General features: G+C 69.9%; 20 protein-coding genes and 1 pseudogene. 12 read left to right on the top strand and 9 right to left on the bottom strand.

The features are described 5' to 3' along the window. Nucleotides 1–233: 233 nt before the first annotated feature. Together ACQP10_RS19000 and ACQP10_RS18995 are read right to left on the bottom strand one after the other, a co-directional pair. A complete protein-coding gene (locus ACQP10_RS19000; RefSeq protein WP_433541854.1) occupies nucleotides 234–1,136 on the bottom strand; it encodes a hypothetical protein in 903 nt (300 codons plus the stop codon). Next, nucleotides 1,133–1,678, bottom strand: coding sequence for an RNA polymerase sigma factor (locus ACQP10_RS18995; RefSeq protein ID WP_433541853.1), 546 nt, complete (start codon nucleotides 1,676–1,678; stop codon nucleotides 1,133–1,135). Before ACQP10_RS18995 ends, ACQP10_RS19000 begins: the two co-directional genes overlap by 4 nt. Nucleotides 1,679–1,960: 282 nt before the next feature. On the opposite strand from ACQP10_RS18995, the gene ACQP10_RS18990 reads away from it, so the two are divergent. From ACQP10_RS18990 to ACQP10_RS18960, 7 genes are all read left to right on the top strand, one after another. Further along, nucleotides 1,961–2,482, top strand: a complete 522-nt coding sequence (locus tag ACQP10_RS18990; RefSeq protein ID WP_433541852.1) for a helix-turn-helix domain-containing protein — start codon at nucleotides 1,961–1,963, stop codon at nucleotides 2,480–2,482. A 58-nt stretch (nucleotides 2,483–2,540) separates the two neighbouring features. Continuing rightward, nucleotides 2,541–2,684 carry a hypothetical protein gene (locus ACQP10_RS18985; protein WP_433541851.1) on the top strand — a complete coding sequence of 48 codons (144 nt, stop codon included), beginning with the start codon at nucleotides 2,541–2,543 and terminating at the stop codon, nucleotides 2,682–2,684. Nucleotides 2,685–2,860: 176 nt separating this feature from the next. Then, entirely contained in the window at nucleotides 2,861–3,028 is a 168-nt protein-coding gene (locus ACQP10_RS18980) for a hypothetical protein (protein WP_346021396.1), read from the top strand. Next, entirely contained in the window at nucleotides 3,025–3,750 is a 726-nt protein-coding gene (locus ACQP10_RS18975) for an ABC transporter ATP-binding protein (RefSeq protein WP_346021397.1), read from the top strand. Before ACQP10_RS18980 ends, ACQP10_RS18975 begins: the two co-directional genes overlap by 4 nt. Next, the gene (locus tag ACQP10_RS18970; RefSeq protein ID WP_433541850.1) at nucleotides 3,747–6,158 is read left to right on the top strand and encodes an FtsX-like permease family protein; all 2,412 of its coding nucleotides are present in this window, start codon (nucleotides 3,747–3,749) and stop codon (nucleotides 6,156–6,158) included. Before ACQP10_RS18975 ends, ACQP10_RS18970 begins: the two co-directional genes overlap by 4 nt. Beyond that, nucleotides 6,155–7,366: a sensor histidine kinase gene (locus ACQP10_RS18965; RefSeq protein ID WP_346021399.1), complete on the top strand. Its 1,212-nt coding sequence runs from the start codon at nucleotides 6,155–6,157 to the stop codon at nucleotides 7,364–7,366. The genes ACQP10_RS18970 and ACQP10_RS18965 overlap by 4 nt, the downstream gene beginning before the upstream one ends. Further along, complete coding sequence (locus ACQP10_RS18960; RefSeq protein WP_390004279.1) at nucleotides 7,354–7,992, top strand: LuxR C-terminal-related transcriptional regulator; 639 nt, start codon at nucleotides 7,354–7,356, stop codon at nucleotides 7,990–7,992. Before ACQP10_RS18965 ends, ACQP10_RS18960 begins: the two co-directional genes overlap by 13 nt. Before the next feature lie 162 nt (nucleotides 7,993–8,154). Here ACQP10_RS18960 and ACQP10_RS18955 read toward each other — a convergent pair whose 3' ends face one another. After that, nucleotides 8,155–8,592, bottom strand: a complete 438-nt coding sequence (locus ACQP10_RS18955; protein WP_433541849.1) for a hypothetical protein — start codon at nucleotides 8,590–8,592, stop codon at nucleotides 8,155–8,157. A 22-nt stretch (nucleotides 8,593–8,614) separates the two neighbouring features. Further along, the gene (locus ACQP10_RS18950) at nucleotides 8,615–9,205 is read right to left on the bottom strand and encodes an isochorismatase family protein (RefSeq protein ID WP_346021402.1); all 591 of its coding nucleotides are present in this window, start codon (nucleotides 9,203–9,205) and stop codon (nucleotides 8,615–8,617) included. A gap of 125 nt (nucleotides 9,206–9,330) precedes the next feature. On the opposite strand from ACQP10_RS18950, the gene ACQP10_RS18945 reads away from it, so the two are divergent. The 3 genes from ACQP10_RS18945 to ACQP10_RS18935 all read left to right on the top strand — a co-directional run bounded on the left by ACQP10_RS18945 (nucleotide 9,331) and on the right by ACQP10_RS18935 (nucleotide 11,621). Then, nucleotides 9,331–10,317 (top strand): GlxA family transcriptional regulator, encoded by a 987-nt coding sequence (locus tag ACQP10_RS18945; RefSeq protein ID WP_433541848.1) that lies wholly within the window; start codon nucleotides 9,331–9,333, stop codon nucleotides 10,315–10,317. 138 nt (nucleotides 10,318–10,455) lie between these two features. Further along, nucleotides 10,456–10,653: a hypothetical protein gene (locus ACQP10_RS18940; RefSeq protein WP_433541847.1), complete on the top strand. Its 198-nt coding sequence runs from the start codon at nucleotides 10,456–10,458 to the stop codon at nucleotides 10,651–10,653. A 236-nt stretch (nucleotides 10,654–10,889) separates the two neighbouring features. Beyond that, nucleotides 10,890–11,621 (top strand): hypothetical protein, encoded by a 732-nt coding sequence (locus ACQP10_RS18935; RefSeq protein WP_346021404.1) that lies wholly within the window; start codon nucleotides 10,890–10,892, stop codon nucleotides 11,619–11,621. Between the two features lie 207 nt (nucleotides 11,622–11,828). Here the strand turns inward: ACQP10_RS18935 and ACQP10_RS18930 are convergent, their stop codons facing one another. The 3 genes from ACQP10_RS18930 to ACQP10_RS18920 all read right to left on the bottom strand — a co-directional run bounded on the left by ACQP10_RS18930 (nucleotide 11,829) and on the right by ACQP10_RS18920 (nucleotide 16,532). Next, on the bottom strand, nucleotides 11,829–13,232 hold the full coding sequence (locus tag ACQP10_RS18930; RefSeq protein ID WP_346021405.1) for a non-reducing end alpha-L-arabinofuranosidase family hydrolase: 1,404 nt from the start codon (nucleotides 13,230–13,232) through the stop codon (nucleotides 11,829–11,831). A gap of 629 nt (nucleotides 13,233–13,861) precedes the next feature. Further along, nucleotides 13,862–14,356 carry a helix-turn-helix domain-containing protein gene (locus ACQP10_RS18925; protein WP_433541846.1) on the bottom strand — a complete coding sequence of 165 codons (495 nt, stop codon included), beginning with the start codon at nucleotides 14,354–14,356 and terminating at the stop codon, nucleotides 13,862–13,864. A 91-nt stretch (nucleotides 14,357–14,447) separates the two neighbouring features. Then, nucleotides 14,448–16,532 carry a prolyl oligopeptidase family serine peptidase gene (locus tag ACQP10_RS18920; protein ID WP_433541845.1) on the bottom strand — a complete coding sequence of 695 codons (2,085 nt, stop codon included), beginning with the start codon at nucleotides 16,530–16,532 and terminating at the stop codon, nucleotides 14,448–14,450. A gap of 646 nt (nucleotides 16,533–17,178) precedes the next feature. Here ACQP10_RS18920 and ACQP10_RS18915 point away from each other — a divergent pair. Further along, entirely contained in the window at nucleotides 17,179–17,391 is a 213-nt protein-coding gene (locus ACQP10_RS18915; RefSeq protein ID WP_386151152.1) for a hypothetical protein, read from the top strand. A gap of 114 nt (nucleotides 17,392–17,505) precedes the next feature. Here ACQP10_RS18915 and asnB read toward each other — a convergent pair. Together asnB and ACQP10_RS18905 are read right to left on the bottom strand one after the other, a co-directional pair. Next, nucleotides 17,506–19,347, bottom strand: a pseudogene (gene asnB, locus ACQP10_RS18910) (asparagine synthase (glutamine-hydrolyzing)); the annotation flags it as partial. 620 nt (nucleotides 19,348–19,967) lie between these two features. Beyond that, nucleotides 19,968–20,717, bottom strand: a complete 750-nt coding sequence (locus tag ACQP10_RS18905) for a DUF2306 domain-containing protein (RefSeq protein ID WP_346021409.1) — start codon at nucleotides 20,715–20,717, stop codon at nucleotides 19,968–19,970. A 102-nt stretch (nucleotides 20,718–20,819) separates the two neighbouring features. Between ACQP10_RS18905 and ACQP10_RS18900 the strand changes: the two genes are divergently transcribed. Then, nucleotides 20,820–21,560, top strand: a complete 741-nt coding sequence (locus ACQP10_RS18900; protein WP_346021410.1) for a TetR/AcrR family transcriptional regulator — start codon at nucleotides 20,820–20,822, stop codon at nucleotides 21,558–21,560. Nucleotides 21,561–21,603: the final 43 nt, after the last annotated feature.

Below are 21,603 nucleotides of genomic sequence, written 5' to 3'. Positions count from 1 at the left end.
CGAACGACGCGGCCCAGATACGACAACTCCGGTCGATTCTGCCGGACAGCATCGGGGTGTCACCCGGACCCGGTCACCGCTCGGTCGCCGCGGTCTGGTCGCTGGCTGGGCCAGGCTCGGTCCGTGCTCGCCACAGGTCATGTCGGCCATCCGTCTGCGCAAAGAGCCCACGGTAGCCGCTCGTCGTTGGTGTGGCGGTTGCGCCAGGCGATGGAACGGCGGGGTTCCGGTGCTCAGTCCGCGTACTCAAGGCCCGTCTGGCGCTCGGCGGTGACCTCCAGACCGACCACACCCTCACGCGCAGGTATGACCTTGAACACGATCCAGTCGCCGCCCACCTGATCCGCGGCCAGTGGTTCGACCGTGTACCCGCCCTCATGGACCACGACGCGGCGGAACTCCGCACTCAGGCCGTGCTTGCCGAACTCGGCCAGCACATCGTCGACGGTCCGGCCGCTCACCTTGACGCCGGCCAGCGGCTCTCCGGGACGGGTGGCCGACTGCCAGTTGTTCTCGTAGGATTCCCCCGGCTTGGCCGGCCTGCCCAGCTCGAAGTGCACCACGTCAGGTGTACCCTTGATCGCCGCCGGGACGGTCACCACCATGAAGCAGTCGCTGTCGGCCAGATCGCAGTCCGCCGGCTCCTTGCGGGCCCCGATGGGCACGTTCACCGGGGTGTCGCCGCCGCCCAGGCTCACGATCTCGCCGACCGCGCTGGGCGAGACCGGGATCACCCTGAGCTCGACGTTGAGGCCGAGGGAACGGAACGCCTCGGAGAACTTCCGCTGGTCCGCGTAGGGGTCCTTGATCCGGGCGACGTAGGTGTCGGCCTCCTCGTGGATCTCCACCGCGGAGTTGGCGTAGGAGGTCGCGACGCCGCCGAGCAGGCTCGGTCCAAGGACGACGCCGAGGGCGAGGACCGCGGAGGCGGCGAGCCCGAGCAGCGCGCGATGCCCGAAGCGACGCCCGCGCGGGCGCCGTAGGAGCGCCGCCGCCGCCGTCGTGTCCCGCTCCTGAGCGATGATGTCGGCGAACAGCGCCTGCGCGCGGGCACCGCCAGCACGCCCGCCTGGTTCGTCCGGACTGATCCGGGCCAGCGGCCTCAGCAGCTCGTTGATCTCGTCGATGTCCCTCATAGTGATCTCCCCGCGGGAACGACCGCGTCGGTCGGCGTGACTTGAACGTCGGCTACTTCGAGCGCCCGGGACAGGCGTCTGCGCGCGCGATGGAGCCGGATACGGACGGCGTTGCGGGAAAGCCCCAGCATCGCGGCGATCTCCCTGCGGTCCAGGCCCTCCCACGCGACCAGCGCGAGCAGCTCGCGGTCGTCCTCGGGAAGCGTCGCGAACGCCTGGGCGATCGCGTTCCTCTCGACGCTGCGGTCGGCGAGATCACCGTAGAGGTCGGCCATCTCCGCGTCGAGGTCCCGGTGCCGCGCCTGGCGGCGCAGCGCGCTGCGGCGGTGGTCGGCCAGCACGTTGCGGGCCACTCCGTAGACCCAGAGCCTCGCCTGCGCGCCCGGGGGCAGTTCCTCGATCTTGCGCCAGACGATGACGAAGGTCTCAGCGACCACGTCGGCCGCGTCCTGCGGCGAGTCGCAGCGGCGTCCGGCGTAGGCGGTGATCTGGTCGTAGGTCGCCCGGTAGACCGCTTCGAACCTGTGAGTGTCATCTGACACAGGCGGTTCCCATCGTGACATCCTCCACTTCCGGTACGGGTACGAGCGCTCTCTTCATGGGTGGAGGCGCCCCGATCATTTCGCCCGGAACCGGAGAATTTTCGCGCGGCCTCGTCACTCTCCTGTCCAGAGTGGCTCGCGGAGAGCGGCGAGGCCGGCCTCCCGGGTCGTCGGGCGTGATCACTTCAGAATGCGGGCCTGGCTGAGCGAGTTCGCGTACGCGAGATCGATGATGACGAAGGCAACCGGCTGCTACGGATCGTGCGGCGGGGCTCCGGCTCCGTGGTCACCTGGCGGCGGGCGCAGATGGCGCTGTGGTCGGCGCAGGGCATGACCGTCCAGAAGACCGCGGAGCTGGCGTTCCCCAGCGAAGACCGGGTTCGCGATGTGATCCGCAACTTCAACGCCGACGGGTTCGGCTCGTTGTATCCCAAATACAAGGGCGGGCGGCAGCCGAAGTTCGTCCTGCCCCAGCGGGTGGAGATCAGGAAGATCACCAAGTCCCAGCCCGCCGGGCACGGCCTGCCGTTTTCCCGGTGGAGCCTGGTCAAGCTGGCCGGCTTCCTGGTGGCCGAGGGGGTGGTCGAGGACATCAGCCATGAGGGCTTGCGCGAGCTTCTGCGTGCGGAAATGGTGGCATTTCAAGCCATAAAGACGTGGAAGGGCTCTCGCGATCCGGATTACGCGGCCAAGAAGGCCCGCATCGAGCATCTGTACGCGATCGCTGACGGTCAGGTCATCCCCGACGACGGCGAACCCTCGGTCATCTTCTGTGTGGACGAGTTCGGGCCGCTCAACCTGTAACCGCGCTCGGGCAAGCAGTGGACCGACGTCGGCGGAGAGAACAAGGGCCCCGAGCGCGTTGCGCGAGTTCACCCTCAATGGCGCCGACCACGACAGCCACCGCGAGCAGGGCAGCGTGATCCGCCGTTACGTCGCCTGGCGCAACCGTCACACCAACGACGAGCGGCTACGCAGGATCGTCAAGAAGGCAAACGTGGTCTGAAGGGGCGCTGGCGGGCCGGTGACCTTGAGTGCGGAGCACGCGGCGGCGCCGAAGGCGTGACGGCGCGGACGGCTCGCGGCTGGAGCGGACGCATGGTCCTGCTACAGCTGGCTGTACCTTCACCTGGGTTGTCTGCTGGATTCTGCCGAGGCGCCCGCGTCCCTAGCGTGATCCGCATGAAGAAACTTCTGTGGGTTGCCATGGTGGCCGGGGTGGCCGTGAATCTGGTATCCAACTTCGCCGCGGGCGGCGACCTGACGCTCGTAGGACTGGCCGGTGGTGTGGTCGGCGTGGCCTCGATCGCCGGGCTGATCGGCCTGTACATCACCGGACGCCGCTCATGAGCGCGGTGGTGTCGCTGGAGCGGGTGCACAAGACTTACGGCGAGGTGACCGCACTCGATCACGTCTCGCTGGACTTTCCGCGCGGCAGGTTCGTGGCGGTGATGGGGCCATCGGGGTCGGGCAAGACCACCCTGCTGCAGTGCGCGGCCGGGCTCGAACCGCCGGCCTCGGGGCAGGTGCTGATCGGCGGAGTCGACGTGACCCGCTTGTCCGAGACCAAGCGCACGGAGGTGCGCCGCAAGCACATCGGGTTCGTCTTCCAGTCCTACAACCTGCTGCCCACCGTGAGCATCGAGGACAACATCACGCTGCCACTGCGCCTGGCGGGCCGCCGCCCGGATCGGGCGTGGCTGGACGAACTGGTCGGCCGCATGGGACTGCGCGAGCGGCTGCGGCACCGGCCGACGGAGCTGTCGGGAGGCCAGCAGCAGCGGGCCGCCATCGTACGGGCGCTGGTCGCGCGTCCCGACGTGGTCTTCGCTGATGAGCCCACCGGAGCGCTGGACCTGCGCAACGCCGTCCGGGTGCTGGATGTGCTGCGTGGACTGGTCGACGAGCTGGGGCAGACCGTCGTGATGGTCACCCATGATCCGGCGGCTGCGGCCCGGGCGCACGACACCCTGATCATGGCCGACGGCAAGGTCATCGACATGCTGGCCGCTCCGACGGCCGACGAGCTCGCCGTACGGCTGGCGCACCTGGCCGCGGAGCCCGTGGCATGATCCGGTTGTCGCTGGCGCTCGCCAAGGTGGGCGGGCTGTTCGTGGTGTTCGCGGCGGTGCTCGGCGGGATGGCGCTGGTCACCGGGGCCGGGGTGCTGGTGGACTCGGCCTTCCGTGCCCAGCCGCCCCTACGGCTGGCCGGAGCCGACGTGGTGGTGTCCGCCCGGCAGTCGATACCGCGCAAGGAGGATCTGCCGGTCGCGCTCCCGGAGCGGGCACGGTTGCCTCTTTCGCTGGTCGCCACGGTGTCCGGGGTACCCGGCGTGGCTCACGCGGTGGGCGATCTCAGTTTCCCCGCCGCCGCTCTGTCCGGCACGGCCGGCCGTACCAGCGATCCTGCGACGGCGGGCCACGGATGGTCCTCCCTGGCCATGAGCGGGCGCATCATCGCGGGGCGGGCCCCACGCGCTCCCGACGAGATAGCGGTGAGCGGCGGGAAGGTCGGGCAGCGGCTCCAGGTGATGGCGGCAGGAAAGCCCGGCACCTACCGGGTCACGGCCGTGGTCGATGCTCCCGGCGTGTACTTCACCGACGCCGCCGCCATCGCCCTGGCCAACAGGGCCGGTGGCGCCGTGGACCTGGTCGCGGTTCGGGCGGCGGCCGGCATCGATCCGGGGGCGCTGGCCCAGAAGGTGGCCGACCGCCTGGGGGCGGGGCCGGCCGGCGGGTACGAGGTGAGCGCGGGCAGGGACAGGGCCGACGCGGAGTCGCCAGGGGCGGCCGCGAGCCGGGGGCTGCTGCTGCTCCTGCCCGGCTCGATCGGCGGCATCAGCCTCATGGTGGTCGGCTTCGTAGTGGGCGGCGGGCTGGCACTCTCGGTCAACCGGCAGCGCCGCGACCTGGCACTGATCCGCGCGGCGGGCGCGACCCCACGCCAGGTACGGCGGGTCGTCACCGTTCAGGCGGTCGCGGCCGCGCTCCCCGCCGCGCTCCCCGGCGCCGCCCTCGGCTACCTCCTGGCCGCGCGCTTCGGTGATCTGCTGACGGGCGTCGGACTGCTGCGCGCCGACCAGTCGCTGGTCTACGGACCGCTGCCGGCGGTGGCCGCGACGCTGTTGCTGTTGGGCGTCGTGAGGGTGGCCGCGTGGGCGGCGGCCCTGCGGATCTCGCGCATGCCGGTCATCGCCGGGCTGCCCGAGCCGCGCACCCCGTCGAAGGTGCGCACCAACGCCGGCTTGCTGGTCATGCTCGCTTCACTGGTGCTGGCGACCTTGCCGCTGTTCGTCCGGACCGAGTCGGCCGCGGTCGGCCCGGCGACGTCGGCGATCCTGGCCGTGATCGGCCTGGCGCTGGCCGGACCTTGGCTGATCCAGCAGCTCACGGGAGCGCTGGCCGGGTCGCGTCTCATGGCGCGGGCACCCGGGCCGATCTGGCTGGCGGTCCACAACAGCCATGGCTATGCCCTCAGGACCGCAGGAGCCGTGGCCGCCCTCGGCATGACGCTCACATTAGGGCTCAGCGTCGCCCTCACCCAGACCACGATCGCCACGGCCCAGTCCGCTCAGGCAGCCGAGGGGATGCGCGGCCTGGTCACCATCACCGCCCACGAGCTCGGCGGCATCCCCCACGACCTGCTCACTGACGTTCGAGCGACCACGAAGGCCACAGCCGTGACCATGACGACCGTGGTGACAGAACCGCTCCTGCTCGGCGACGACTCCGGTCTGATGGCCAGACCTGCCATGGCTCTCGGTCCGGACGCCGAGGGCCTGATCGACCTGGACATCGCCGCAGGCAGCCTGGCCAGGCTGACCGGTGACGCGGTCGCGGTGGACGAGAAGGCCGGCCGGGTGGGGGAACACCTGGACGTGATCATGGGGGACGGCGCCAAGGTACGCGCGCGGGTGGTCGCCACCTACCGCCGAGGCCTCGGATTCGGGCCGATCGTGGTTTCCCGTGACCTGGCCTCCGCCCACACCACGACTGGGCTCGACAGCGCGATCCTGGCCCGCGCCGCCGACGGTGCCGATCTCGGCGCCCTGGCGCGGCGGCCGGGCATCACGCTGGCGAGCACGCCGGACGGTCCGCAGCACGCCGCCACCTCGGCTCAGTCGCTGGTGAACTTCGCCGTGCTCGCCGTCTTGATGGGCTACGTGCTGGTGGCTGTCGCCAACCGCCTCGTCGCGACCACGACGGCACGGCGTGAGGAGTTCGCCGGACTGCGCAGGACGGGCGCGGCGCCCCGGCAGCTGCGGAGGATGGTTCGCTGGGAGGCGCTACTGGTGGGCGCGGGAGCGTCGGCGGCGGGGCTGGCGCTCTGCGCCGTGCCGTTGAGCCTGCTCGGCATCGGGTTTCTTGGGCGTCCACTGCCGGCGGGGCCGCTGTGGCTGGCACCCGTCTCTGTTGCAGGGGTGATGTTGATAGTTTGTCTAGCTATGGAGGTCCCTGCCAGAAAGATTATCAATTGAGAGATTTCTGGAGATATGTCGGGTATTGCCTGATCGTGTTCCCCTCGGCGCTGGCGATGATGGTCGCCCTGCCGCTCCTGGTCACGGGGGTATTGCTCACCGGAGTCGGCGGCATCGGACTCATCGTGGTTCCGCGCATGATGTTCATTCTGCGCAGATGGGCCGAGTGGCACCGCGGGCGGGCTGCCGGCCTCCTGCACGTGACCGTCGACAAGCAGCAGGCGAGCGTGGTCGAGTGGCGGGAGCTCGTCCGCAGCCCCGAGAGCCGGCGCGACCTGCGATGGATGCTCCTGCACGTCGGGGTGGGCCTGCCCATCGCGCTTGCCGCGATCGCGGCGGTGGGCCAGGTGGTGAGCGCCCTCCTCGAAGCGCCCTTGTGGTGGTTGTTCCCGCACGATGACCCGCTGCGGCTGCTGGTGGTGTTCCCCGTGCGGGACTGGCCGGCGGCGATCGGCCTCGGCCTCGCGCAGGTCGGCCTCGGAGCGGCACTGAGCCGGTGGGGAGTGCCGAAGCTGGCCCGCCTGCACGCCCGCATCTGCCTGGCGGCGCTGCAGCCGTCCGTCGCCGACCGGATGGCCGAGCGGATCGGCAAGCTGACCGAGAGCCGGTCGGGGGTGCTCGACGCGCACGCCGCCGAGCTGCGCCGGATCGAGCGCGACCTGCACGACGGTACGCAGGCACGGCTGGTGGCCATCGCGATGCGGCTGGCCGTCGCCAGGGAAGCACTCGGCGACGACACCGGGATCGTCGCGCGGCTCGTCAAGGAAGCGCACGAGGGTACCGAGGAGGCGATGATCGAGTTGCGGCAGGTCATCCGTTCCATATATCCGCCCATCCTGGCCGACCGGGGGCTGTCCGGCGCGGTGACCGCGATCGCGGCGCGAGCCGGCCTGCCTGTCGAGACCGACCTGGACGGCCTCGCGCCCGTTCCCGCCGCGGTCGAGACCGCCGCCTACTTCATCGTGGCCGAGTCGATCACCAACGCGACCAAGCACAGCGGCGCCACCCAGGTCTCTGTACGACTGGCCGTGGCCGATACGCTCCGTATCGAGATCACTGATGACGGCAGGGGCGGCATCGACGAGAGCCGCGGCACCGGCATCACCGGGATCCGCCTCAGAACCGCCGCGCTGGATGGGACCGTCACCGTCGACAGTCCAGCCGGCGGGCCCACCGCCATCACCGTGGAGTTGCCGTGCGCGTCGTGATCGCCGAAGACAACGTCCTCCTTTCGAGCGGGTTGGAGCTGCTACTGGGCAGCAAGGGAATCGATGTCGCCGCGGTGGTGCCTGACCAGCCCGGCCTGATGGCCGCGGTCGCAGAGCACCGGCCCGACCTGGTCATCGCGGATGTACGGTTGCCGCCGTCTTTTCGTGACGAGGGGATCAAGGCCGCTGTCGCTCTGCGGGCGGCGGATCCCGGTCTGCCCGTCCTGGTGCTGTCCCAGTACGTCGAGAAGCTCTATGCCCGCGAACTGCTCGCCGACGGCTCCGGAGGAGTGGGTTACCTGCTCAAGGACAGGGTCAGCCGGGTGAGCCAGTTCGTTGAGGACCTGCGGCGGGTGGCCGCGGGCGGCACCGTCATGGACCCGGAGGTGGTCGCCCAACTCATGGCGGGCAGCGGACTCGAGACGCTCACCAACCGCGAGCGGGAAGTGCTGTCACTGATGGCCCGCGGCCTCGGCAACGCCGAGATCGGTGAAGAACTGGTGATCACCGATAACGCGGTGCACAAGCACATCGGCAACATCTTCGCCAAGCTCGGCCTTGCGGTGTCCGATGGTGGTCACCGGCGTGTGCTCGCCGTGCTGGCCTTCCTCAACGAGGGCCGCTGAGCCGCCGCTCAGCAGGCGCGGTGATCGTTATCTGGGGTAGTTAAGCGAAATAGCTGGTTGGAGGCCTGTCAGGCACGTTAGGCCGTTCACCTCCGAGGAGTGGCGGCGATACATCCCCGGCGCGCCGTACCGTCAGCCCAACTGCCCGGCCATTCAATGAGCTCAGCCGAGCCCCATCCCGGCACGGTCACGGCCGGCGAGACGGTTCAATATGGGCTTTCCCGGGGCTTCGGCGTCAAGGTGCTCGAGGGCAGCGCAGCGGGCGATCACGTCGTCTGGTCGGACGTCGGCGACCTCGGACGCGACATCGCTCGTCTGCGCCGCGAGCACCACGGAGATCGGATCAGAGCAGGCATGGAGGTCGCGCGAGCGCGGGGTCATCGGTGGTCGCCCTCGGCCGGACTGCCGCATCGAGCGAATGCGCCTCAGGGTCGACCAGTGCTCCCAGCGTCTCGTGGCCAGCGGGTCGTGGGCGGCGTCGCGACGGCAACGCAGGAACTCTTGTCGGACGGTCGGCATGCCCGTCTCGGCGTCGCCGTCGACGGTGCCGTCCGGACGCGAAGAACCCCGTGGAGGTCGGCTCCACGGGTCTTCGTCCATCCGGTCGCCTTCCCTGGCGGGCCTACCCCAGGTCGCCCGCGGTCTTCACGACGACGCCGTACAGGTCGCCGATCGTCGCCAGCGCGGCGTCGTGCAGCTGCTGCGCCGACACCGCCGACACGGCGGTCTCCAGCGGCCGGGTCGCGCAGGCGTCCGCGACCACGGTGGGCTTCTTCCCGTGCAGGAAGGTGCCCTCGGCGGTGAACGTCACGCACATGTTGGTCATGAAGCCGGCCACCACGACATCGTCATTGCCCGCCTCGTCGACCAGCTGCCCGAGTTCGGTGCCCACGTACGCGTTCGGCGCGGTCTTCACCACGACCGCCTCGCCGCCCACCGGCGCGACCTTCGGATGGATCTGCCCGATCTCGGCCTTGACGTCGTACGGGGTGCCCTCGCCGCCGTCGTTGACGATGTGGATGACCGTCGCCCCGGCCTCGCGGGCGCGGGCCAGCAGGTCCGCTGCCGCGTCGAGCGCCTGCTCCCAGCCCTCGAGCTCCATCACGCCCTCGGTGTAGGTGTTCTGGTAGTCGACCATCACCAGCGTCGCGTCCTTCAGCGATGCCGGGGTGTCGTCGAAGCCGTTGAGCCGGCGCAGGGTGGTGCGTGCCATGGAATGTCCTCTCGCCGCGTGTCGTGCCCACTGGTCCATGGGCGCTTCCAACGCTATGGAGCCCGCGTCATGTCGGCAATGTCGCGTAACCTGCAAATACCGACATCGCCGAACGGAGGCCCAGCATGACCACGATCGAACGCCTGGTGACGGTCGTCGTCTTCGACCAGGTCGACCTGCTCGACGTGACCGGGCCGCCCGAGGTGTTCTCGCTGCTGCAGCGGGAGATGGACGAGCCCACGGGGTACCGCGTCCTGCTCGTCGCCAGGACCATGGATCCGGTCATCACCTCGGCCGGCGTGCGGATCCTGCCTGACGCGACCTTCGACGACCTCGAGGGCCGTTCGATCGACACGGTGATTGTGCCCGGAGCGGTCACCGTCGACGAGGACCGCCGCGTCACCGCGCTGGTCGAGCCGGACATCGTCGAGCACGTCGCCAGGCTCGCCGAGCGCACCAGGAGGATGACCTCGGTGTGCGTCGGGGCCCACATCCTCGCCGCCGCGGGCCTGCTCGACGGCAAGCGCGCGACGACACACTGGTCCACCGCCGCGCAGCTGGCCGCCGAGCACCCTCAGATCACCGTGGACGCCGAACCGATCTTCATCCGCGACGGTGACGTGTGGACCGGGGCCGGCATCAGCTCCTGCCTCGACCTGGCGCTGGCGCTGGTGGCCGACGACTTCGGCGAGCTGCTCGCGCAGAAGGTCGCCCGCCAGCTGGTGGTCTATCTCAAGCGGCCGGGCGGCCAGAGCCAGTTCAGCGTCCCGCTGGAGCCGATCTCCACGACCCGGCGGGTTGACGAGCTGCGGCACTACATCGCCGGGCACCTCGCCGACCCGCTCACCGTGACCGACCTTGCCGAGTTCCTGCACATCGGCGACCGACAGCTCACCCGGATCTTCAAGAACGAGCTGGGTATGACGCCGGCGGCCTACGTGGAGTCCGCCCGCCTGGAGGCAGCCCGCAACCGGCTGGAGACCGGAGACGACACGATGGGCCGGATCGCGACCAGCTGCGGCTTCGGCACCGTCGACACGATGAACCGAGCGTTCCGGCGCGCCCTCGGCGTCACGCCGGGCGAATACAGGAAGCGGTTCAGGATCGGGTGAGAGGCGACGCCGCCCGGCCACCATGGCGGTGGCGGGAGGATCGGTTCCGAGGGCAGAGGCGCGTAGCGGGCTCTGTGCCGGACGCGCGGGCCACGACGGTCGCCGCCAGCTGGCCGGCCGCCGGCCTGGAAGAAGGCGGTGTTCTCCAACCCCGGCCTGCCGCAGGGGTCGGTGGACCGCGACGCATACGTGGTGCGCGTGCTGGAGCAGCTCTACCGGGCGCTCGGGCGCCGCGACGTCTTCGCCTCCCGTCGAACCGCCGGCCCGACCCCCGGGCGCGGCTGCTGGACGGGCCGCAGTGGGAGGCGGTGCAGGCCGGCGTGCTGCACGGCCTGATCCTGGAGGCGATCGCCGTGCGCAGATCGCCGACATCGCGGATCCCGGCCAGCCGAAACGAGCACGTTGCCGGGGATGAGATCGCCATGGGTCATCACGTCGCCCGCCGTACGAGGGAGGCTCCGAAAGCACTCCCGCCTCAGGCGAAGCCGGTGGGGGAATCCGGCCGAATGGGGGATGGCGGGTCGGTCGGATGGCCGATGGCGGAGGGCCGGCGCTGGGCCACGATCATGGGCATGAGGCGAATCATGGCGGTGGCGGTGGCGGCTCTGGCCGTTGTGGGCGTAGGGGGCTGTGGGGTGGAACTGGACGCGAAGGAGGTGCATTCCGCCCGGGGGTTCGCCTTCTCCGGTGACGCACTCACGATCAAGTCCTCGCTCGGCGGGCTGAGGATCCTGCCGGGAGCCGCGGGGAGCGTGCGGGTGGAGCGGTGGGTCCGGGGCAAGGCGGCCACGGAGGGGAACGCATCGTGGTCGCTCAAGGGCGACACGCTGCGCCTCAGCGGGAACTGCACCGGCGTTTTCGGTGACTGCGGCGCTCGTTACCACGTCACGGTGCCGCCGGGGGTCAGGCTCGTGGTCGAGGGCGGGGACGACGGAGTGATCCTCAACCGGCTGGCTCAGGACGTGGACGTGTCCGCCTCCGGCCCCATCAGGGTTTACGAGACGGAAGGCAGGCTGCGGCTACGGGGGAACGATGAGGTGATCACAGGAGATCGGCTCAGGTCGGCGGACGTCAGGGCACGCACCACGGCCGGGAACATCACCCTGTCGTTCGCCGCCCCGCCGTCCAAGGTGGACGTGCTGTCCATCGACGGCCGGGTGACGGCGACCGTGCCCGACGGCGCCTACGGCGTGACAGCCAAGAGCACGCACGGCAGCGAACGGTCCCAGCTCAAGGACACCGGGAGCGACAAGACCATCATCGCTAAGAGCACATCCGGAAATGTCCTGATAAAAGCAAGCTAGGCCGTGGCTTCACAGCCATGTGCCATGGCCAAAGCGTGGCCACGGCGGCCCTCCACCGCGTGACACGGGCGGGCTCGGCCCTGCGCCGAGCCCGCCCGCTCCAGGCCCGCCCGGTCCTGATCGCGTGCCGCGACAACGCTCACCCGATTCGGCATACGCCTTCGCCGTGAACGTCGGGAACACCCGGGCCGGACCCGCGCCGGGCCGTCAGCGCTGCAGTGTCAGCACCCCCGGCCGGTAGGGCAGCAGGCCGTAGTCGCCACCGGAGTTGGGGCTGCGGCCCTGGTAGAGCAGTTGCAGGTTGCAGGGGTCGACGGTCTTGGTCTGGTCGGGGTTGCTGCGGACCAGATCGCCGTGGCTGATGTCGTTGGTCCAGGTGGCGCCGCTGTTGGCCTTGCCGGCGAAGGGGTTGCCCTCGGTCGCGGCCTGGGGTGTCCATGTGCCGTCCAGGCTGGTGGCCGTGAACGAGCGGAAGTAGCGACCCTGCGAGCCGATCGCCTCGACGAGCATGAGGTACTTGTTCTGCCCCTGGAGCTTGTAGACCTCGACCCCTTCGAACAGGTTGTTCGTCGTGTCGCTCATGATCGTCGTGTAGTTCGAGCCGAAGCTGCCCGGGAAGTTCCCGATCGGCATGCTGGCCCGGTAGATCTTGCCGTTGTCCCCGGCGAAGAACAGGTACATGTTGGTGCCGTCGCCGATGAGCGTCTGGTCGATGGGCCCGGTTCCGGAGCCGGAGATGCTTCCGGTGAAGAGGGTCTGCTGCGCCGACCAGCCGTTGGCGTTGGTGGGGTCACTGGAGGTCCGGTAGGAGAAGGCGGTCCCGCCCCACTGGTAGGCCAGCACCCAGATGTTCTTCGGGGCGAAGTAGAAGAGCGTGGGCGCGACGGTGGAGAAGTTCATCTTGTTCTGGCCGGCCGAGGCCATGTCGGACCAGTTCGTGAAGGGGCTGAAGTTCATCGAGCCCCAGCTCGTCCCCGTGTCGTGCGTCGTGGCGTAGACGAGGTGCTTGCCGTTGTGGACGACGTTGGTGAAGTCCTTGAGCGAGACCCACCCCGACTTCGGGTTCGCCAGCGGGCCCGTCGACGTCCAGCGGTACGTCGACGGAAGAGCGCAGGTGCCGGGCGACGTCGGCGTGGACGACGGCGACGGGCCGGTCGAGGGGCTGGTGGACGGGCTGGGCGAAGCGGTCACGCCGCCGGTGCAGGTCACACCGTTGAGGGCGAAGCTCGTCGGTGCCGGGTTGCTGCCGTTGAAGGAGCCGTTGAACCCGAAGTTCGCGCTGCCCCCGGTGGGGAGGCCGGCGTTGTAGTCCACGTTGGTCACGGTGACCTGGGAGCCGGACTGGGTGTGGGAGCCGCTCCACAGCTGGGTGATGGTCTGCCCCGCGGGGAACGACCAGGTCAGGCGCCAGCCGTTGATGGGGTCGCCGAGGTTGGTGATGTTCACGTTCGCGCCGAAGCCGCCCGGCCACTGGTTGCTCACCGTGTAGTCCACGCGGCATCCGGCGGCGGCGCCGGCGGCCGGTGCGGTCACCGCGCCGACCGTGCCGACCACGCCGACCGCGGCGGCGACCCCGGCGGAGAGCCAGAGCCGGAGACGGGGGATTTTCATGCGTACTCCTGGGGTGCGTTTCTGCGATGAGGAATCGTCGATGCTCGTGTGAAGATCCCGGCATCCTCACGCGCTGGTCTCGGTCACGATCGGGTGGGCCGCCGTGGACATGCCGGGGGGCCGTTCCCGCGCGCCTGTCATCGGCGCCGGTCTTTCTCGATGCGCTCGGCCGCGGCCGGCCGGGAGAGGTCGTCGCGAGCGCTCCGAAGGCGGAGAGTCGCAGCTCGGCCGGTGTCCCAGCACAGGTTCGATGGAGACGGCGAGACGGGGTGCCGCCTGCGGCGTCGCCGTACTCGGTGAGGGATGGCGACCTCTCTCCGGTGCTCGAAGGAATCCGCTGATGTTAGCGTTAACATTTTCTCGTGGCCGGTCCTCTTCTGTCGGTGACGGTGGAGCGGAGCAAACCTGACGCCGCCGGACCGCGTCAAGCCCCCTTCCGGGCTCCCCACCTCACCGTGCGGGGCTCACCGCCCTCTTGCTGGGAGTGGTCCCGACGCTCCGGACGGGCCGCCCTGAAAGTTTCACCCTCCACCCTCTCGATCGGGCGACGCGGAGCTGCGGATGTTCGACGCGATCAGCGCCCACCTCATGGCGTGAGCAGCCGGGGCGTCCGCGGCATCCGGCCGGGGTCAGGCACGGCCCAGGTCACGGATGCGAAGCGCCAGCTGATATTCGAGGGCTCCTTCCGGGGTGGACAACCTCGAATTGGTCAGCCGGGCGATCCGGTCCATGCGGTTGGTGACCGTGTGCCGGTACACCCCGAGGCGACGGGCGGTGGCCTCCGTGAACCCCTGGGCCGCCAACCAGGCCGCGAGGGTTTCGACGAGGGCGCCGGAGGGGTCCGCCGTCTCGAGGTCGCCTAGGGCCGCCGCGCGGAAGGCGTCGAGCGTTGCCGGGTCGGCGGTCGCGAACGGCAGGTCCGGGCTGGAACATCGCGGACGTGCGCCCCTCCTGACGCCACCACCCACAACCGAACGGTCAGTGGCGATAAGACGAGCCTCGACGGCTCCTTGACGCCACTGACCGTTCGGTTGCTGCTCAAGCCCCTGGACGCCGTCCTTGGCCAGCCTGTCGAGGATCACCGGCTCGCCCACCGGGCGGTCGGGATGGAAGTCGAGCGTCACACGCAGGCCGGGATCGACCGGGCCGCCGGACGGCAGGGCCGCGACGTGGTTGGGGTGCGTGCGCGTGCCGTGTCTGAAAGAGGTGTTGTCATCACGATCCGTCGGTCGCGTGGAGGACGAAAGCCAGCACATCGGCGAGCAGTGCCTGCTCCTGATCCCTGGTCGAGCCGGTGCCGTGCCCGCCGTGCTCCTCGACGCGCAGCAGCACCGGCCGGCCGGAGGCCGTGGCCGCCTGCAGGCGGGCGGCCAGCTTCGCCGGCTGCCACGGCGGCACCCGCGCGTCGCGCAGGCCGGTGGTCAGCAGCACCGCCGGGTACGGCACGCCGTTCCGGACCCGCAGGTAGGCGTCGATGATCAGCAGGGCACGCAGGCCCTCCTCGGTGGTGACGCTGCCGAACTCCGGCACGTTCATCGGCCCGCTCTCGGTGAACTCGTTGCGCGTGGTGTTCACCGTCGGCACGTGCATCGCCATGGCCGCCCACAGCTCGGGGCGGCGCACCAGCGCGCCGCCGGTGGGGATGCCGCCGCTGCTGGCGCCCTCGGCGGCCAGCCGTCCCGGACGGGTGTAGCCGAGGGCGATGAGATGCTCGGCGCAGTCGATGAAATCCGTGATGGTGGCCTCCTTGCGCTCGCCGCGCCCGGCCTCGTGCCACTCCCGGCCGTAGGCGCCGCCGCCACGCAGGTGCGCGACGGCGTAGACGCCGCCACGCTCGTACCAGGCGAGCATCTCGGGACGGAACTCCGGCAGGTCGATGAACCCGTGGGAGCCGTAGCCGGTGAGCACGGCCGGGTTGTCGCCGTCCAGCTCCAGGTCCTTGTGGTGGATGACCGTGAGCGGGATCGGCGTCCCGTCCCTCGCGGGCACGTGCAGAGTACGGACGTGCACGTCGCCGAAGTCCACCAGTGAGCGGGGCGCCAGCCCGGTGTCCTGGAGGGACCGGCCGTCGTAGCGGTAGAGCCGCGGCGCGTCGGTCCAGCCGGCCACCAGCAGCAGGGCTTCGGGCCGCGTCGGGTGGGTGGTCCACTCCAGGATGGTGCCGTCCACCGGCATCGGGAGGTCGGCGGGCTCGCCGCCGGACAGGGGCACGTGCCGTATCCGGCTGACGCCGCCGTCGAGATCGCGCACCAGCAGCCGGTCGCCCACCACCCGCACCGACTCCACCGCCCGCTCACCCGCGGGCACGACCACCCGGGCTCGGGACAGATCGGGTGCGGCAAGCGGAACGGCCAGCACGCGGGAGCGCGGCGCGTCCCGGTGGGAGACCAGGTAGAGGGTGTCGTGGCTGGTGGCGAAGGTGGTCACGCCGTCCGCCACGCCCGCGACCAGCCGCCACGGGCAGGCGGCCGGGTCGGCCAGCCCGGTCCGCGGCGCCACGTATATCGTGCAGTCGCTCAGTTGCTCGCTGGTCCAGGGCCAGGGGCTGAGCGCGTCGTGGGAGATGATCGCCAGCATCCACTCGCCTCGCGGCGGCACCACCAGGAAGGGCCGGTCCCGCGGGGTCAGCTCGACGTTGGGATTGAGGCCGCGGGCCAGCACCACCGTGTCCTGTGCCGGGTCGGCGCCCAGGTGGTGCAGGAAGGTGCGGCTGTCCAACAGGTGCTGCTCTGCGTAGCGGTGATAGACGAACGACCGGCTGTCCTCCAGCCAGCTCAGGAAGGCGAAACGCGTCGTGGGCGGGATCGTGTCCAGGAGGGCTCCGGAGTCGGCGTCGATCACGTGGATGGAGCTGTCCTCCGACCCGGAGGCGGAGACGGCGCAGGCGACGTGGCGGCCGTCGGGGGAGGGCACGTACCAGTCGATGGCGTGGTGCCCGTCGCCGGGCACCGTGCCGGGGTCGAACAGGACCCTGCTCGCTCCGTCGGCCTCGGTCACCGTCAGCACCGGCACGCGGGCGTCCGGCTCGCGTACCAGGGCGAATATCTTGTCGGCTGCCATCGCGAGGCCGAAGTACCGCGTGAGCGCGCTGCCCAGTTCGCGGATCCGGGTCAGCAGGCCGGCGCGGTGCGGCAGGGCGTCCAGGTGCTCGCGGGCGTGCCTGGCCTGGCCGTCCAGCCAGTGGTGGAACTCCTCGCCTTCGGTTTCCATCCACCGGTAGGGGTCCTCGAGCGTGATGCCGTGGAGGGTTTCGCGCACGACGTCCACCCGGGCGATCGGGGGTTCGGTGATGTCGCTCATAGGCGCATGATCGTATGCCGGAGCCCCGGTGACTTGTCGGATATTGATCAAGCTTCCCTCCGCCGGGCTCGCCTGACGGCCATGCCGGGGTGCCGTCAACGAACGTGACACCAGCCGCCGAACAGAGCCTGAGCTGCGAAAGGGCTCAGCACGATATGGATCGGCCGCGGCTTGAACACCCTCCCTTCTACCGAGCCTGATCGCGTGGTCACAGACGTGGTCACGGGGATCGAGTTCCTCATCGGGAACGAACCGGCCCCCGATTCCCGCCTCGCCAGAGGTGTGTGACCACGGTCGTGACTCGCCTTTCCGATGGCTCACAGCCACCTCACCCTGGCCGTGGCTTCGGAAGTCGCGGGCCTACAACAGGTCGTCCGGGGGGAGTCGGCCCAGCGGTCCACCTCCTCGAAGTGGCGTCACAGGGCCTGGGAGCCGTCCATCCAGCCGCCGGTGCGGGCGATGTCGAGCGGGTCGGCGCCGGGGTCGATGCCCTGGTGGTGTTCACTCACGGCAGTGGTCGCGGACATCTGTCCGTCCGCTTCACCGATGCCCCAGGCGCCATCACCGACTGGACCGCCGGTCCGGCCACAACGATCCCGGCTACCAGGAGAAGGTCATCAAGTTCAACGAGTTACTTGCCAACTGCGTGATCTACTCCACCGCCTGCGATATCACCGACGTCGCCGACGCCATCACCGCCGAAGACCACCCGGTCGACCCCGACGACCCGGCCACCATCTCCCACTACATAACCCACACCGTCCGCCGGTTCGGCAACCGGCCCCTCAACCTCACCCCGCCTGCCGCCGAACCCACCACTCGTCCCGATCTCGAACCCCGCGTCCTGTTCGCTCCATGACGCCCCGGGAAGACGTACGAGACACACCTCCTCAGGGCCGACCGGCTGGAGCGCCGGGCACTCGGCCTTGGTCACGACGGGGTCGCTTCCGGCCCCATGAGCCCGGTGCCAGAGCTCCAACTGCAGCAGCGTCCACAGCTGGTCACCGTGATCCGCGCCATCGATGTGCCGCTGAAGCAGGTCACGGACCGCCGACGGCCTGAACAGGTTCCTGCCGCGAGCAGTATCGTCGGTCAGGACGTCGCAGACCAGCTCTCGCAACTCGCCGCGGAGCCAGGCGGCGAGCGGTATGCCGAAGCCCTGTTTCGGATAGCGCAGCAGCTCCTCGGGCAGCCAGGGGGCGACCGCCCGTTTCAGTAGCAGTTTGGTCTTGCGGTTACGGACCTTCAGCGCGGAGGGGAGGGTGGCCGCCCACTCCATCAGATGGTGGTCCAAGAACGGGGAGCGGATTTCCAGCGAGTTGGCCATGCTGGTGATGTCGACCTTCACCAGCAGGTCGTTCGGCAGGTAGGTGAGAGTGTCGACATCCAGAACGCGGCCGAGGTCGGTGTCGGCCGACGAATTCTCGAAGACGGTCTTCAGCAGACTGTGGCTGTCCACCTCCGCCAGCCGGTGGCCGAGCGCGTCGCTGTAGATCCCGAGCTTCTGCTCCTGCGTGAAGCAGGACATCAAGCTGGGATAGCGCCGCGGCGGAGACTCGGCGGCGAATCGCATCAGCCGGCCAAGCTGTCGTAACGGTGATCTGGCGGCACTCCGCTCGGCGAAGACGGTGCCGATGCGGGAGGAGACAGCCGCCAGGGCGCGGGGAACAGCCGGGATCCTTCCGGCCTGGTTCATCAGGGCGTAGCGCTGGTAGCCACCGAAGCACTCGTCCCCGCCGTCACCGCTGAGTGTGACGGTGACATGCCGCCGGCTCAGTTGCGCCGCATAGAAGCTGGGAATCGCCGAGGAGTCGGCGAACGGCTCGTCGAAGTGCCACGCCAGCCGTGGCAGAACATCGAGCAGGCTGGTCGTCACGACCATTTCGTGGTGGTCGGTGCCATACCGGTCGGCGACCAGGCGCGCTTTGCGGCGCTCGTCGTAGCGGCTGTCTTCGAAGCCGATGCAGAACGTCTTCACCTGCCCGGGGCTCTGCATGGCCATGGCCGCCACAACCGCGGAGGAGTCGATTCCGCCTGACAGGAACGCTCCAATCGGCCGCTCGCTCACCATGCGGATCCGGGTCGCTTCCAGCAGCAGCTCGCGCAGCCGCTCCTCCTGCTGCCGTTCGTCGGACACCGGCTGTGGGGTGCGGTCCAGCTCCCAGTAACGGCGCACGGTGATCTGGCCTCGCTCCCAGATGAGCACGTGTCCGGGAAGGAGCTTGTACACGCCCTGGTAGATCGACCACGGAGCCGGAACATACTGGTAGCTCAGGTAGTGATGCAGGGCGACCGGGTCTGTCTCCCGGGACATCCGGGGGTCCTGCTCCAGGGACTTCAGCTCCGAGGCGAACCAGATCGAAGCGTCATCGGTCCGCCAGTAGAGCGGTTTCTTCCCCACTCGATCCCGAGCCAGGATCAGCCGCTGCCTGTCACGGTCCCAGAGGGCGAAGGCGAACATCCCACGGAGCCGCTGGACCATGTCGGCGCCGTACTCCTCGTACAGGTGGACGAGACATTCGGAGTCCCCCGCGGAGCGCATCTGGTGTCCTCGCCGGATCAGGTCCCGCCGCAGTTCGGCGAAGTTGTAGATCTCACCGTTGAAGACGGCCACGATCCGGCTGTTTTCGTTGTAGACAGGCTGGTCGCCCGTAGTCAGGTCGATGATCGCCAGCCGGCGCATGCCGAGCGCCGCGTGTTCGTCGCTGTGGAAGCCATCGCCATCGGGGCCCCGGTGCGTGATCACCTCGCACATGCGGCGGACGAGCTCCAGGTCGGAGGCGAATCGCGACGCCATTCCGGCTATCCCGCACATACGTCCCTGCTCTTCGGAAGTCGAGAGCGCAGACCGGCGCGGCCTTCGAATGTGACGCTCACATGATGTTCTTGGGCTAGAGGCAGGCGCATCGGCCTGTATCCCCGTAGGAAACGCATGTGCATCGGCACCTCTTGTGGCTGAATATCCGGCTCCTCGGCGGGTGAGGACGACCACGCTCCGGGGCATTCCGCTCCACCTGCTTGATGGTGAGCCCAATGCGCCGGAGGCCGGTGTGTTTTCCCGCCGCCATGACGGTGTCCTTTCCCGGACAACGCCTCGGTGAGACGAACCTAACCGAAGGTGCTCCTGCCCGCCGTTATGATCAAAAGCGGCGGAAGGCGTGTTGTACCGGTATTAGCCGATCCGGCCAAAACTGTCGGCGACGGCGGCCTCGTGGTGGCCGGGGCGGGGTCAAGGACTGAGACGGGGTGCGCCGGGTCCGGGTGACCGGCCACGCGGGGGCCGTACACCACAACCTGAACTCCGTGCGGTCTCCGGGGCCGCATCACCGCAGGTAAACGCCCTCGCTTCGATTCCCGGGCCTTTCCGGTCCCGCGCACCGCACGGCGGCCACCGCCGAAACCGCTGCTCTCGACCCCGCCTCCCGGCCTGCGCTTTCAGCGGGACGCGGCCCGTTCCTGCCGCATTCCGGCCGCACCCCCGGTGCGGCGGCCGCGGCGGGCCACCTCGCGCTCCAGGTACCACTCCACGGCCAGCAGCGGGATCGTCCAGCCGAGCCAGCCGGACAGCCCGGAGATCGTCCACGCCATCAGGTCGGGGTCGCCGTGGAAGAGGGTGTCCTGCAGCGGGGGCAGGGCGACGATCAGGATCCCGGTCCACACCCGGTTGGTGATGATGGAGTAGGTCAGCACGGTGCTGCGCAGCATCCAGCGCCGGTGGTCGACGTACCGGCGGGCGCGGGCGGCGCGCCAGCCCGCCACGGTGAAGGCGAGCCACAGCAGGGCGAGGAGCACGTCGCTGACCGCGAGGAACAGCCCGAACGGGGTGCGCGCCCCGATGACCAGGCCGGTCAGCCCGGCCGGCAGCACCCCGGCGAACACGTAGGCCCGCCCGGCGCGCCGGTGCCATACCGGGTGCCGCCGGCGGAACCATGGCCACACCTGGAAGAAGGCGGTGACCATGGCGACCGAGGCGAACAGCACGTGCGCCACGAGCAGCGGGTAGTGCAGGCCGAACCCCTCCGGCTGCGGCACCCGGGACAGCGATGAGTCCCCGGTCAGGTACGGCGGCAGCGAGAACGCGAGGAACCCGGCCGTGACCAGGCCGAGCGGCACCGTCCAGCGGCGCCGCCACCACGGACGCCGGTGGGCCGGTACCGGCGGAGGACTGTCGATCGTCGTGTGCATGACGGCTCCAAGGGGGAGGGTCGAGCAGATGCGTATGGCATACGCTTATTGCGTATCATATACGCGAAGCGTAGGGCATACGCAAACTGATAAACTCCTGGAATGCCGGACAACATCGGAGACGAGCTGCCGCACGCGCTGAACGTGCTGTGGGGGCGGGCCGAGCCGAAGGGGCGGGGACGCACGCCCGCGCTGAGCCTGGAGCGGATCGTGGCGGCGGCCGTCGCCCTCGCCGACGAGGAGGGCCTGGCCGCGCTGTCCATGGCCCGGCTCGCCGAACGGCTCGGCTGCGCGCCCATGTCGCTGTACCGGCACGTGGCCGGCAAGGACGACCTGCAGCTGTTCATGCTGGACGCCGCGCCCGGCCCGCCACCGGAGTTCGGCATGGCGCCGGCCGACTGGCGCGGCTCACTCACCCGGTGGGCCGTCGAGCTGCTCGGCGTCTACCGGCGGCATCCGTGGATCGTCCAGCTGGTGAACTCCCCGCCGGTGGACCCCGGCCAGCTCGCCTGGCTGGACGCCGCACTGCGCACCCTCGGCGGCACGCCGCTGGACCCGCGGGCCCGGTTCTCGGTGGTCATGCTGGTGCTGCACTACGTGCGCGGTGCGGCCCAGCTCCTGACGTCCATGGCCGCCGAACCGGAGGAAAGGGCCGACGAGGCGTACGCCGCTCTGCTCACCCAACTCGCCGACCCCGGCCGGTTCCCGGCGCTGGCCCGCGCCGTCGAGGCCGGGGTGTTCGCCCCCCGCCCGGGGGCCGGTCCGGACGACGACTTCCGCGCCGGCCTGGACCACCTGCTCGACGGGGTGGAGACGGCGGTCGAACGCGCCACCCGGGCCTGAGCCGGGTCAGCCGGCATCTCCCGGCAGGCCCTGCGCGCGCTCC

Origin of the sequence: Streptosporangium sandarakinum, assembly GCF_050942225.1 — a bacterium.
Taxonomy (GTDB): Bacteria; Actinomycetota; Actinomycetes; order Streptosporangiales; family Streptosporangiaceae; genus Streptosporangium; species Streptosporangium nondiastaticum.
The sequence above is the reverse complement of the archived record's forward strand: the minus strand, read 5'-3'. Positions and strand labels throughout refer to the sequence as shown.